Source organism: Clostridium sp. LIBA-8553 (genome assembly GCF_057782465.1).
In genome coordinates, this window is the sequence record NZ_CM173489.1 from 2,932,793 (window position 1) to 2,945,690 (window position 12,898).

Consider the following 12,898-nt stretch of genomic DNA (forward strand, 5'->3'; position numbering starts at 1 on the left):
AAATATATAAAAAATAAAGACTTAAATTTATTATTCCTATAAAACACCTATTTTATGATTCAATAGGTATTAAAATAATAAATCCAAGTCTTGCCTGCTAATCCAGTAACAATCCTAGCTATTCTCTTTTAATACAGATATAACTCTGTGAATATGCATTGTTAAATATAATATTTCGTCATCATTAACTTTATAATTGTACTTTGTATACATATAATCTTTTACTTTTACGGCACACTCATAAGCATCCTTATAATTAACCTTAATTACTTCTAAAAATGTATTCTCTTTATTTTCGCTTTGAGTATCTGTCATAACCCTTTTTGCAAAATATTTTAAATGCGTAAGTAGCCTATCATAACTTATATCGTCATCATCAAATTCAACGGAAAAATTGTATCTTATGATATTTAAAATTCCTTTTACTATGTTAGTCATTTTTGTTGATTGACTTGCTGTTTCTTGATAGGTAGCATTTATTATATGTAATGCTATAAATCCAGCCTCATCAATAGGTAGTGCTATCTTTAATTTTGAATTAATATGCTCCACCGCCCAAAGTCCAATTTCAAATTCTTCTTTATGAATTCTTTTTATTTCATGTAAGAACTCATTTTTAATTTTAATGTTTTTTTGATATCTTTTAATTGAAAAAGCAATATGATCTGCTAAAGAAATATATACCTGCTTATCAAGCTTTCTATCTAGAGTTTTTTCAGCATGTATGATTATCTCATGAGCTAACTGAAAAATTCCATCTGGAATTTGATTAATAAGTCTTTTTATCTTATCACCAACTCCACGCTTATCAACAGTGAATACTTTTTCTATCTTACTTTCTTCAACCTCTTGACCTACCTTTTTCTTAAAAGCTATTCCACATCCCATTAAAATAACTTCTTTTTTAGTCTTTGGATCTATTGATACTACTACATTATTATTAAGAATCTTCTCTATGATCATAGAATTCTCAGCTCCTTGGTCTTGAGAAAATAAAAAACCTAAATTAAGAAAATAGTGCACCTTTCTTAATTTAGGTATTGCCTGCTTTACAGTAACAATCCTGTTCTTCAATTACACTATGATTATAGCATCACATTTTTCTCCTGTAAAGCTTTTATTCTCTTTTTTTACATATTTCGACCTTATTTTTGTACCTCTAATGCATTATATATCTTTTCTAGATTTTCCCTCATAGCATCTAAGTAACTTATACCATCTTCATTACTTTCTAGAGTATATATTTTCTCAATCTTTCCTCCAACCTCATTTGCTAATGTTTGTGATATTTTCTCACTAGCTAATTCAGGCATAAAGATTGTTTTTATATTATTCTCTTTGCAGAACGCAACTATTTCCTGCATTTTTTGAGGAGTTATTTCACCTTCTCCAAATAGATTTTCAACACTCACTTGTTTTAAACCAAATTCTCTACATAAATATCCAAAAGCTGCATGGCCAGTAACAAAATCTTTGTTAGTTAATTCATCAAACTTTCCTTTATAATCACTTGCTAAAGAGTCGGCTTGCTCTGCAAACTTTTTATAGTTTTCTTCATAATAAGCTTTATTTTCTGGGTCTACTTCAACTAAAGCATTTTTTATATTTAATGCTTCTACTTTTGCTCCATCTAAACTTAACCAAAGATGAGGATCTACTTTATCCCCTTCTTTTAATACATCTGCACCTTCAGATGCATTTACTATTTTCATATCTTTATTCTCTATAGTATTAAGAACTTTATCTACCCAATGTTCCATACCTAATCCATTATAAACAAAAACTTTAGCTTTATTTAATTCAAGTAAATCTTGAGTTTTAGGTTCAAAATCATGTGGTTCTACTCCATTAGGAACCATTGTTTTTACATTTACTTTATCTCCACCAATTATCTCAGTAAACTCTCTTAAAGGCTCAATGCTGACAACCACATCTACTTTCCCGTTATCCTTGTTATTTTCTGCAGTTTTAGCACTTTGACATCCTACAAAAAAAGTAGCCATAATTATTCCTAAAAAAATTGTAAGTAACTTCTTTCCCATATTTCCTCCAATTTGCAAATGATTTGCATTATTATAATATAAACTTTATATTACTTTTCTATTATTGTCAATATTTATAAAAAAACTATCATAAAAAATTTAAAAAAATTAAGACTTTATCAAAGATTCCTTTGATAAAGTCTTATATTCTTTAATTTATTAAAGCTCTATTATATTTACATTTTCTCTTTCCTTCAAAAGATTAATTTCTCTCTTTTGACAAGTAAATAAAATGACTTGATTTCTTTCTACCCTTCTATATATTATTTCTAGCATAGTCTTTAACCTTTTATCGTCGTATTGAGTAAAACTTTCATCTAGTATTATTGGAACTTTCTTATTTTTAAATATTATATCAATTATGCCTAATCTAAGAGCTAAATATATTTGATCATAAGTTCCGCTACTAAGATAAGCAGTATCCATAATAGAATTATTTTTTGTATTTTTAATAACTAAATTATAGTCCTCTGATACCCTTAAATCTTTATATGCTCCATTAGTAACCTCTTTAAAAATCTCTTCTACTTTTTTATTTATTACAGGGCCAAAGCTCTTTTGAAGTTCCTTAAAGGCTTTTTCCATATAATTTGCTGCAATTTCTATACCTTTTAATCTTTTCTCTAACAATTTAATTTTTTCTTTTACCTCTGCTAGATCTTCATCTATTATAAATAAGCTTCTACAATTTAATTCCTTACTACTTATTAGATATTCTACATCTTTTATTTCTTTCTCAACATCCAACAATTCATTATTTTTACTCTTTATTTCATCTAAAATTTCTTCTTCATTATTATAATTTTCATCTATCTCCTTAATCACCTCATGCTCAAGCCCATTTTTAACTTCAGCTACATCTCTTCCTTTAAGCAATAATTTACAACTTTCCTCTATCCCACTTAGTTTATTTTCTAAATCTTCCTTATATTCTACCTTTTTTAATATATCCTTTAAACTAAGATCTACTTCTTTTAATTCTCTGCTTTGTAAGTATGTATTGCTTAAATAATCTCTAATTCTACTTTCTATATTTAAACTTTTATCATTTAACTCACTTAATTCCTCTTCTACGTCTTTTAGTTCTGATTTTTTTCTATCCAATAAATCTTCTTGCTTTTTTTTCTCTCTTGAAAGTTCTAGTATTTCATCTAAAGAACTTGTTCCAGTAACCTTTAATAGCTTTTCTATAAAAGCTTGATTATTTACTAATGTCTCCTTAGTTTCCTCTTCCTTTAATAGAATTAAACTTTTTTCTTTTTCTTTAATTTCAATTGAAAGAATATCTAATTCTCTTTTAATAAATCTATAGTCTTCTAATGTTTCCTTAATAGCATAATTATTTTTTACATTAAGAAATTTTTTATATTCAGTAATTTTATTTTCTAATAACTTTAATTCTTCTTTTTCCTTTATAGAATTATCTATTTCACTAATTCTCTCATTTGTATTAATCTTTTCTTTTTTATAAACGCTACTTTTTGCCAATAAAAATATAAATGTTAGCATTCCAACTATTGCTAATACTAAATTCACTATATTGTCATTCTTTAAATAATTTAAAAAGAAAAAAAGAAAAATTCCTCCACTTATAATTTCTCCTACTCTGCATAAAAGAATTTTTGTTGAAAAGCTATTATTTTTTTCTTTAACTTCTTCCAAATCATCTTTAAAATCATTTTTGCCTAAATTATATATCTTTTCTGAATCATATCTTTCTAAATCATTTTCTATTTGTATAACTAAGTTATCATTTAGTCTTAAGGCATTTAAATGACTTAAAAAATCATCTTTCTTCTCATTCAATAGATACAACCCATTCTTAATTTCTTTTATAATCTCATAATTTTCCTTTAGTCTACTTTCCTCAACTCTTAACTCTATTAATTTAGTTTCTAAGTTATTTGATAACTCATTTAAAATTCCATATCTTTTTAATTTTTCATCATATTCATTTATAGAAGCTTTTAATTCTCTTATTTTTTCTTCTTTTTCTTTAATAGAATTTTTTAGAACTTCATAATTTCTAAATTTTTCTTTTAATTCATTAATCTTTTTTAGGTTACATATAGCTTGTACATCTTTTAATTCTTCTGATAAAATTCTTAGTTTATTTTCTAACTCTTCTTTTTTGTTTAAGTATTCATTTATATTTTCATACTCATTTTTTAGTTCTGATTTTTTTAAATTTTCCTTTGATTTTTCCAACTCTTTAATATTACTATTTAAATTCTCTTTTTTTACTTTTAATTTATTTAAGTATATTTCATTATCTATGTTTTCTTCATGAATCATCACTCTTTTATATCGTTCTTCTAGGAGATTACTCTCCTTAACTTTTAATAAATCTAACTTTCCTGTTTTCCTCGAATTAGTTAATTGCTTTTTGTTTTCCTCCAAATTATTTTTTATCTTTTTATAAGAAATTTCATCTGCGCCACACTCTAAAATATTTATAATTTTATTTAACACATCATCCTGTTTAGAACTTTCTACATTACACCCCATTTGACTTATAAATAGAGTGTTTTTAAATCCCTCTCCAGATATATTTAATATGTCTTTTCCAGGTTCTTGCCAAGAGTATTGGTTTATTTTTTCTCCTGTTACATTGTTAAAAATATTTCCTTCATCGTATTTCTTAGTCTTACCAAAACTTCTATCTATTAAAAGCTCTTCATTTTCTACTTCTATAAGTAATTCTCCCGAAAACGCACTTTTTCCTATTGGAGTGTATTTGACTCTATCCGCTAAAGATTTTTTGCCTTTTTTGTTATCAACACCATATAACATAACCTTTATGAAAGATTGTAAAGTACTTTTACCACTTTCATTTTCACCATAAATTATATTAAATCCCTCTTTTAATTCTATTTCTTTATTTTCTAGTTTTCCAAAGGATTTCGCATTTATTTTTTTAATTATCATTTAAATTCACTTCTCCATTTAAAAGACTTTCCATACCAACTCTAAAAGCTATATCAAGTATTTCCTCATCCTCTTTTCCAGCTTCAAAAGCATCCTTCATTAAAGAACAAAAAATACCTTTAATTGAATATTCATTACTAAGCTCATCCATATCTATTTTAATTCTAGTAGAGTTTTCGATTTTACAATAAAAGAATTTTTCTCTAATTAAATTTTCTAATAAATCAGTATCAATTTTAAAATGCTCATCTATATTTCCTTTTAATATGACTTTGAATAAATTTTTTATTCTTGATTCCTTTGAAAAAGCACTTAATATTCTTTCAATTATTTCTTCCTTAGTCTCACATCCAGATACATCAACTTCTCTTACAAAATATTCTCTTTTATTCATTTTTACAAAATTTAAATCTACTGCTCCTAAAGTTACATTCCCTAATATTATTCCTCTGTCTCCAACTTCATCAAACCCTCTTCCCTCTGGACAACCTGGATATGCATAATAAGTTTTACCAATTTTCTTTATTCCTGAAAACTTATGAATGTGACCTAAGGCTATATAATCCATATTACTAGCTTCTATTTCTTTAAATAATAAAGGATTATATTCTCCACTTTCATTATTTCCTAACTCCCCATGTAGAAGCATAATTTTTATTAAATTCTTGTCCTCTTCCTGAACTTTAAAATTTTTAAGTTGTGATTCTCTAATATATTTATCATTAAATGATGCTCCATATATTACTGTATCTAATTCTGATATTTCTACTCTTTCCATTTGATTATTAAATATATAAACATTGTTTCCCCAATTAATCATATTATAAAAAGATTTTTTATTATAAGGATCGTGGTTTCCCGCCGCAATAAATACTTTTATATTATGTCTATTAAGTTTATCCATCTGATCTTTTATAAAAATAAGAGTACTCTTTTCTAAAGTATCATTGTCAAAAAGGTCTCCAGCTAAAAGAATTAAATCAACTTTTTCATCAATTCCTTTATTTATTATTTTACTAAAATTTTCTCTTAATTCTGCTCTTCTCATTACACCTATTTCTTTTGGTAATTCCTTAAAAGGAGTATCAAAATGAATATCACTACAATGTAATATTTTTACCTTTTTCAACAGCATGACACCTCACTTATTCCAATTTATTCTAATTTTATCATAGAGAATACCAAAAAAAAAGACTATCTAGAGGATGTTGCATCCTCTAGATAGCTTTTTTGCGGTAGAAGTTTAAGCTTCATGTTTTGGTGGTTTACCTTCCATAACACTTCCTCCTGCTATATCTTCAGAATCACTATGTAGGTTTTCTTCAATGGTCGTTTCTGCGGTTGTTTCTGCAATGCCCATATCTATTACCTCCTACTTTCCAATGAATCTTTTGTTTAGTTTAGTACTAGCGAAAGGGTCATTATTTTAACTGACTTTCATAAGCTTCTACCATTCTTTTTACCATTTCGCCGCCTACGGAACCACATTGTCTTGAACTTAGGTCTCCATTATAATCTGAGAATGGTACACCTAATTCTCTAGCTACCTCAGTCTTGAATTTACTTAATCCATTTTTTGCTTCTGGAACTAATGATGTTGACATTTCTAATTCCTCCTTTGGCTTTGGTAATTTGTAAGCTTGAAATTTGTTTATCTCTTGCTTACACTATTATATTAACCAGAATACAGATTATAAACCTATGAAATCTAAGGATTTTTTTCCATAAAATTCTTATAAAAATAAATTTAATCATAATAGAAACATCGTTATACTGAACTTTATTAAAATTAATTTTAAGCAAAAAAAAAATCAGTAAATTAATTTACTGATTTTCTGGCAGGGGCAGTAGGACTTGAACCCACAACCAATGGTTTTGGAGACCACTACTCTACCAATTGAGCCATACCCCTATAATATTATGTTATAAATTGTGTTAATTGGCAGGGGCAGTAGGACTCGAACCCACAACCAATGGTTTTGGAGACCACTACTCTACCAATTGAGCCATACCCCTGAACACAGAATTTATTATATATTAAAATTAAACTTAACGCAAGAGTTTTTTATGTAATTTTTTATTTTTAATAAAAAATACATTTTAATACATTAATAAAATAGCCTTCTATTTGCTAATAAAAGTAAAGTATATTCTATTTTAAATCTTATAAACAACCACCTACTAAAACTCTTCTAAAATATACTTTACTCTCTATTTTCAACTATTTTATTATGCTAATTTAAATCCTGAATCTTTTAATTTCTTCTTAATATTTTCAATGTCTCCATTCTTAATTCTAACTATAACTTCTTTAACCTCAGTTAAACTTTTTGTATCTACGATAACTACACTTAATATATCTCCCTCTTCTTGAGATATTATTTTAGTCATTTTTGATAATTGTCCTGGAACATCATATGTTCTTATAACTATTCTTTCTCCCTTATTAAGTCCAAAAGCATTGTTAAATTCTTTAAAAACTGCCTTATGAGTTAATATTCCCTTAAAATTATCAAATTCATCTACAACAGCAACAAAAGAAATTCTCATTTTTTCTAACATAGCTACTGCCTTTTCTATATGCTCTTCCTTACTTATTATAGGAATTTCTGTTTTAAAAATTTCTCCTACACTAACATTATTTAACAACTCTTCTTTGCCTAAATTACTTTTAAAGTAATGCTCATATATGCAGCTTTTAGAAACTGCTCCCCTAAATTTATTGCCATCTACTACAGGAATTGATAAAAAATTATTATCATCCATAATTTTCAATGCATCTTTAAGTCTAGTTTTAGAATTAACTAAATCAAGATTGTCCTTATTTGTCATAACAGCTTTTACTAACATACAAATCCCCCCAATTCCTAAATTCACATACTTTATAATAATATTATACTATTATCCTATTCCTTAGTTATCTAATTACATTAAATTTACTAAAGTATTAATTAAAGAGTCTTTTGCCCTTTAAAGGTTAATATTATAATAATTTTATGGATGTATGTTTTATTAAATCTCATAGAAAATTTAGCTTATTTAGAGTACATAATAAAACTTAAAATATCTTATTAAATCTAGCATCTCTTTTCTTTTTCTTTAAATTTGGATAGAATGATTACAGAGTGTTAATTTGAAAGGAGTTCTTTATGGAATTTATAGTAGATAGTGTAGATAAAACTATGCATATTGGAAGACAACTCGGTTCTCTTGTAAATAAAGGGGATATTCTTTGTTTAACTGGAGACTTAGGAACTGGCAAAACTCATATGAGCAAAGGAATTGCAGAAGGATTAGGAATTGACGAACACATAACTAGTCCAACTTTTAATATAGTTAATGAATATCACAGCGGAAGACTAACTCTTTACCATTTTGATGTTTATAGAGTTAATGATCCTGATGAAATTGAAGCAATAGGTTTTGATGAATATATCTTTGGTGATGGTGTAAGCTTAATCGAATGGGCTAACTATATAGAAGAACTTATACCAGAAGAATATATACATATTAAAATTGAAAAATTACCTGATATGGGTGAGAACTTTAGAAAAATAACTATTGACGGTTATGGAAATAGATATAATTACATAAAGGAGATAAAAGAATGTTAGTATTAGCCATTGACTCTTCTTCTAGCACTGCTACATGTGCCTTAGTAAATGAAAAGGGAGTTCTAGGAGAAATAAACTTAAATGATAAAAAACAACACTCCGTTTTATTAATGGATTTAATAGATGATTTACTTAAATATAACAACTTAAAAATCAAAGATTTAGATGGGTTTGCTATTAGCGAAGGACCTGGTTCATTTACTGGTCTTAGAATAGGAATGGCAACTGTTAAAGGGTTAAGCTTTGGAAGTAAAAAGCCTTCTGTTTGTATTTCCTCACTTGATGCCTTAGCTTATAACATATCAGGCTTTAAAGGAATAATATGTCCAATTATAGATGCACTTAGAGGAAATGTATACTCTTCTCTTTATAGAAAAGAAGAAGATAAACTTACTTCTCTTAGTGAAAAAGAATGTATCTCTTTAAACGATTTAGTTGAAAAAATCAAAGAAAGAAATGAAGATGTTATCTTTGTTGGAGATGGAATAACTAAACATAAAAATTTCTTAAAAGAAGCTCTTCCTAACTGCTCTTTCGCACCAAATCATTCAGCTTACCCAAGAGCGGCATCAGTTGGTGAGTTAGGATTAAAATTATTAGAAAATGGAATTTCTCATGATTTAAATACATACGCTCCAGTTTATTTAAGAAAGTCTCAAGCTGAAAGAGAATATGAAGAAAGAATGAGATTAAAATAATGAGTTCATATAAAATAGAACCTATGAACGCTTCTCATGTAGAAGGTATTTTTGAAGTAAGTAAACTTAGTCTTCCTGAAGCTTGGAATATAGAATCTATAGAAAAAGAACTTTCAAACAAGCTAGCAAAATATCTTGTTGCTTTAGATGGTAACACGGTTATTGGATTTGTTGGAATGTGGATTGTCTTTGACGAGGGTGATATAACAAACATAGCTGTTCATCCTGACTATAGAAAACAAGGAATTGGAAATCTACTAATGAATAGTCTGATTGCTTTATGTAAGGAAAATAATATTACTTCTCTTACTTTAGAAGTAAGAGAATCAAACCTTCCAGCTCAAAACCTTTATAAAAAACATGAGTTTACTGAAGAAGGAATAAGAAAAAACTTCTATGATAATCCCAAAGAAAACGCAATTATAATGTGGAGACATAATATTTAAACACAAAAAGAGCTCTAAAACAGAGCTCTTTTTTATTATCCTAACTTTTCTTTCATAGGTTTGTCTAGCATAGGTTCAACTTTAAACACTGATACAGACATCTTTTTATATAGTACATATGTTATTCCACATACTAAAATCGCTTTAATTCCGTTAAATGGAATTAATCCAACTGTTACATACTGCATTAATTCTGCCTTTGACATAGCCATACCGTAAGCTGGAAGTAATAAATATACATTAGCTAATATTCCTACTATCTCCACAGCTAATATTCCTACTAGCATTCCTAATATAGCAGTCTTTTTAGTTTTGTTTCTCTTATAAATCATAGCTGCTGGCCATACTAATGCTACTCCAACTAAGAAATTAGCAAGTTCTCCAACAAAGGCTGTTCCAGTTCCTTTTACTATTAGAATTAATAAGTTTTTCATAAGTTCTATTATTACTCCAGATAATGGACCAAAAGCAAATGCTCCCATAAGTGCAGGCACATCACTTAAATCGATCTTTAACCATGGAAATATAGGTATTACTGGAAAATCAATGTACATAAGTACCACTGCAATAGCAGATAAAAGTGATAATTTAATAAATTTGTTTGTGTTTAAAGTTTTGGTTTTCATTTTGTCCCCTCCCAAAAGTTAATTCCTCTGGGGCTATTAAGTCTTTAATGACTTCATTCAAGCATAAAAAAGCCCTGATACGCAGTTATATCAGGGCATATAAATTCAGAATTTAAATCATTAAACACTTATCTTCTTTCATCCAGACTATACTGTCGGCCTCGGAATTTCACCGAATCATGCTAAAAATTAGCTCGCGGGCTTTACCGCCGGTGGGGACTTACACCCCGCCCTGAAGACTTTTTTATTTTATTTGTTATAATTTTAACTCTTTTCTCTTAAAAATTCAATATATTAAATATCTTAATATATTAAAATTTAAACTTTTTTAGTTAACTTTTATCTTAACTCTCTTTTTTCATTGAAAGAGAAATTCTTTTTCTTTTTAAATCAACATCTAAAATTCTTACTTCCACAACATCCCCAACTTTAACTATATCAAGCGGATGCTTAACAAACCTATCAGCCATTTGACTCTTATGAACTAAGCCATCTTGATGAACTCCAATATCTACAAAGGCACCAAAGTCTGAAACATTTCTAACTGTTCCCATTAAAATCATTCCAGGTTTTAAATCTTTCATATCTATTACTCCAGACTTAAATATTGGTTTAGGTAATTCTTCCCTTGGATCTCTTCCAGGCTTTTTGATTTCTTTTATAATATCATTTAAAGTAGGCTCTCCAACTTCCAATTCATTTGCTAAATTACTTATCCCTTTAAGTTTTACTCTCTCATCAATGTCTCCTAAATTTCCATTTTTTAAATCTGAGTCCTTGTAACCTAATATTTTTATAAGTTCCTTTGCTACACAATATGATTCTGGATGCACAGAAGTATTATCTAAAAGCTCCTTACTTTCCATAACTCTTAAGAAACCAGCACACTGTTCATAAGCTTTTTGTCCTAATCTTTTAACTTTTAATAACTCTTTTCTACTTTTAAACTTACCATTTTCTTCTCTATAATCAACTATATTCTTAGCTATTGTAGCATTTATTCCTGATATATAACTCAATAAAGATGGAGTGGCTATGTTTAAATCTACTCCAACATTATTAACACAATCCTCAACTATTCCTGCTAAAGATTCATCTAATTTCTTTTGAGTTACATCATGTTGATATTGTCCAACCCCTATAGCCTTTGGATCAATTTTTACAAGTTCAGCTAATGGATCTTGAAGTCTTCTTCCAATAGATATTGCTCCTCTTACTGTTACATCTAAATCAGGATATTCCTTGTTAGCAAGCTCTGATGCAGAATAAACAGATGCTCCAGCCTCTGATACTATAACATAAAATAATTCTTTTCCTGTTTCATCTTTTATTTCTTTAAGCATTTTAGCTATAACTTCTTCTGATTCTCTTGAAGCTGTTCCATTTCCTAAAGATATAACATCTACACCATGTTTCTTAATAAGATTTTTTAATGTATTTATTGTTTCTTCAATTCTATTTTGAGGAGCTGTTGGATAAACTGTTGTGTTTTCAACAAACTTTCCTGTTTCATCTAAAATAGCAACTTTACACCCTGTTCTGAATCCAGGGTCAAATCCCATTACAACCTTCCCCTTTATAGGAGCTTGCATTAATAAAGCCTTTAAATTTGCTTTAAATATATCAATAGCACCCTCTTCTCCTTTTGAGGTTAACTCACTTCTAATCTCTCTTTCTATTGATGGGTAAATAAGTCTCTTTAAAGAATCTTTTATGCTTTCTTCTAAATACTTATCAGTAACACTATTATTTTTTAGAACTTTTCTATTTAAAAAGTCTATAATAACCTCTTCATTACACGTTACCTTAACAGACAGAATCTTTTCTTTTTCTCCTCTATTAATAGCTAATATTCTATGTGATGGAATAGTTCTTACTGGCTCCTTATAGTCATAATACATCTCATAAGGTGTTTGTTCCTCACTTCCACCCTTAACTTCTAAAATTCCATCTCTTTGTACAAAACTTCTTATCCATTTTCTATAATCAGCATTATCAGATATTATTTCACTTATTATATCCATTGCTCCTTGAAGAGCTTCTTCTACACTTTTAACTTCTTTATCTTCGTTTATGTATTTACTAGCTTCAGCAATTATATCACCCTTAAAATCACCTGATAATATAAGTTCTGCTAAAGGTTTTAAACCTCTTTCAACAGCCATAGTCGCTCTTGTTCTCTTTTTAGGTTTAAAAGGTCTATATATATCCTCCACCTCTGTAAGTGTAGTTGCTTTTTCAATTTTCAACTTTAATTCTGGTGTTAAATTATCCTGTTCTTCAATGATTCTTAAAACGTCTTCTTTTCTACTATCTAAATTTCTTAGATAAGTTAATCTCTCATTAAACTTTCTTAAGACCTCATCTGATAATCCACCTGTTCTCTCTTTTCTATATCTAGCTATAAAAGGTACTGTATTACCTTCATCTAACATCTCTATAACACTTGCTACTTGCTTTAAAGAAATACCAAGTTCTTTTGATAAAATCTCATTTATATTATTCATAATGGCCTCCTATACTCTGCACGCTTATTCTCTTTTT

General features: G+C 28.0%; 11 protein-coding genes, 2 tRNA genes and 1 riboswitch. Of the genes, 3 read left to right on the plus strand and 10 right to left on the minus strand.

Annotation, left to right across the window (positions count from 1 at the left end):
* Nucleotides 1–114 precede the first annotated feature (114 nt).
* The 8 genes from licT to AC2JAQ_RS13135 form a co-directional block, all read right to left on the minus strand.
* Nucleotides 115–963, minus strand: a complete 849-nt coding sequence (licT, locus tag AC2JAQ_RS13100; protein ID WP_488456842.1) for a BglG family transcription antiterminator LicT — start codon at nt 961–963, stop codon at nt 115–117.
* A 182-nt stretch (nt 964–1,145) separates the two neighbouring features.
* Nucleotides 1,146–2,042: a metal ABC transporter substrate-binding protein gene (locus AC2JAQ_RS13105; RefSeq protein WP_488456843.1), complete on the minus strand. Its 897-nt coding sequence runs from the start codon at nt 2,040–2,042 to the stop codon at nt 1,146–1,148.
* Nucleotides 2,043–2,201: 159 nt separating this feature from the next.
* Nucleotides 2,202–4,970, minus strand: coding sequence for an AAA family ATPase (locus AC2JAQ_RS13110; protein WP_488456844.1), 2,769 nt, complete (start codon nt 4,968–4,970; stop codon nt 2,202–2,204).
* On the minus strand, nt 4,960–6,105 hold the full coding sequence (locus tag AC2JAQ_RS13115; RefSeq protein ID WP_488456845.1) for a metallophosphoesterase family protein: 1,146 nt from the start codon (nt 6,103–6,105) through the stop codon (nt 4,960–4,962). The genes AC2JAQ_RS13110 and AC2JAQ_RS13115 overlap by 11 nt, the downstream gene beginning before the upstream one ends.
* Before the next feature lie 286 nt (nt 6,106–6,391).
* Entirely contained in the window at nt 6,392–6,574 is a 183-nt protein-coding gene (locus tag AC2JAQ_RS13120; protein ID WP_488456846.1) for an alpha/beta-type small acid-soluble spore protein, read from the minus strand.
* Between the two features lie 232 nt (nt 6,575–6,806).
* A tRNA-Trp gene (locus tag AC2JAQ_RS13125) sits at nt 6,807–6,882 on the minus strand.
* A 28-nt stretch (nt 6,883–6,910) separates the two neighbouring features.
* A tRNA-Trp gene (locus AC2JAQ_RS13130) sits at nt 6,911–6,986 on the minus strand.
* Nucleotides 6,987–7,199: 213 nt separating this feature from the next.
* Entirely contained in the window at nt 7,200–7,820 is a 621-nt protein-coding gene (locus AC2JAQ_RS13135; RefSeq protein ID WP_488456847.1) for a CBS domain-containing protein, read from the minus strand.
* A gap of 299 nt (nt 7,821–8,119) precedes the next feature.
* Here AC2JAQ_RS13135 and tsaE point away from each other — a divergent pair, with 299 nt between their 5' ends.
* Genes tsaE through rimI form a run of 3 tightly spaced genes read left to right on the plus strand, consistent with a single transcriptional unit; the run spans nt 8,120 to nt 9,728 of the window.
* Complete coding sequence (gene tsaE, locus AC2JAQ_RS13140; protein ID WP_488456848.1) at nt 8,120–8,584, plus strand: tRNA (adenosine(37)-N6)-threonylcarbamoyltransferase complex ATPase subunit type 1 TsaE; 465 nt, start codon at nt 8,120–8,122, stop codon at nt 8,582–8,584.
* Complete coding sequence (gene tsaB, locus AC2JAQ_RS13145; RefSeq protein ID WP_488456849.1) at nt 8,578–9,282, plus strand: tRNA (adenosine(37)-N6)-threonylcarbamoyltransferase complex dimerization subunit type 1 TsaB; 705 nt, start codon at nt 8,578–8,580, stop codon at nt 9,280–9,282. The genes tsaE and tsaB overlap by 7 nt, the downstream gene beginning before the upstream one ends.
* The gene (gene rimI, locus AC2JAQ_RS13150; protein ID WP_488456850.1) at nt 9,282–9,728 is read left to right on the plus strand and encodes a ribosomal protein S18-alanine N-acetyltransferase; all 447 of its coding nucleotides are present in this window, start codon (nt 9,282–9,284) and stop codon (nt 9,726–9,728) included. Before tsaB ends, rimI begins: the two co-directional genes overlap by 1 nt.
* A 35-nt stretch (nt 9,729–9,763) precedes the next feature.
* Here rimI and AC2JAQ_RS13155 read toward each other — a convergent pair whose 3' ends face one another.
* Together AC2JAQ_RS13155 and tex are read right to left on the minus strand one after the other, a co-directional pair.
* Complete coding sequence (locus AC2JAQ_RS13155; protein WP_488456851.1) at nt 9,764–10,354, minus strand: ECF transporter S component; 591 nt, start codon at nt 10,352–10,354, stop codon at nt 9,764–9,766.
* A gap of 126 nt (nt 10,355–10,480) precedes the next feature.
* A riboswitch (FMN riboswitch) is annotated at nt 10,481–10,598 on the minus strand.
* A gap of 100 nt (nt 10,599–10,698) precedes the next feature.
* On the minus strand, nt 10,699–12,861 hold the full coding sequence (tex, locus tag AC2JAQ_RS13160; protein WP_488456852.1) for an RNA-binding transcriptional accessory protein Tex: 2,163 nt from the start codon (nt 12,859–12,861) through the stop codon (nt 10,699–10,701).
* Nucleotides 12,862–12,898 lie beyond the last annotated feature (37 nt).

Bases quoted from the DNA above. Each gene is read 5' to 3' on its own strand.
- licT (WP_488456842.1), bottom strand. From the start codon at position 963: ATGATCATAGAGAAGATTCTTAATAATAATGTAGTAGTATCAATAGAT.
- AC2JAQ_RS13105 (WP_488456843.1), bottom strand. From the start codon at position 2,042: ATGGGAAAGAAGTTACTTACAATTTTTTTAGGAATAATTATGGCTACT.
- AC2JAQ_RS13110 (WP_488456844.1), bottom strand. From the start codon at position 4,970: ATGATAATTAAAAAAATAAATGCGAAATCCTTTGGAAAACTAGAAAAT.
- AC2JAQ_RS13115 (WP_488456845.1), bottom strand. From the start codon at position 6,105: ATGCTGTTGAAAAAGGTAAAAATATTACATTGTAGTGATATTCATTTT.
- AC2JAQ_RS13120 (WP_488456846.1), bottom strand. From the start codon at position 6,574: ATGTCAACATCATTAGTTCCAGAAGCAAAAAATGGATTAAGTAAATTC.
- AC2JAQ_RS13135 (WP_488456847.1), bottom strand. From the start codon at position 7,820: ATGTTAGTAAAAGCTGTTATGACAAATAAGGACAATCTTGATTTAGTT.
- tsaE (WP_488456848.1), top strand. From the start codon at position 8,120: ATGGAATTTATAGTAGATAGTGTAGATAAAACTATGCATATTGGAAGA.
- tsaB (WP_488456849.1), top strand. From the start codon at position 8,578: ATGTTAGTATTAGCCATTGACTCTTCTTCTAGCACTGCTACATGTGCC.
- rimI (WP_488456850.1), top strand. From the start codon at position 9,282: ATGAGTTCATATAAAATAGAACCTATGAACGCTTCTCATGTAGAAGGT.
- AC2JAQ_RS13155 (WP_488456851.1), bottom strand. From the start codon at position 10,354: ATGAAAACCAAAACTTTAAACACAAACAAATTTATTAAATTATCACTT.
- tex (WP_488456852.1), bottom strand. From the start codon at position 12,861: ATGAATAATATAAATGAGATTTTATCAAAAGAACTTGGTATTTCTTTA.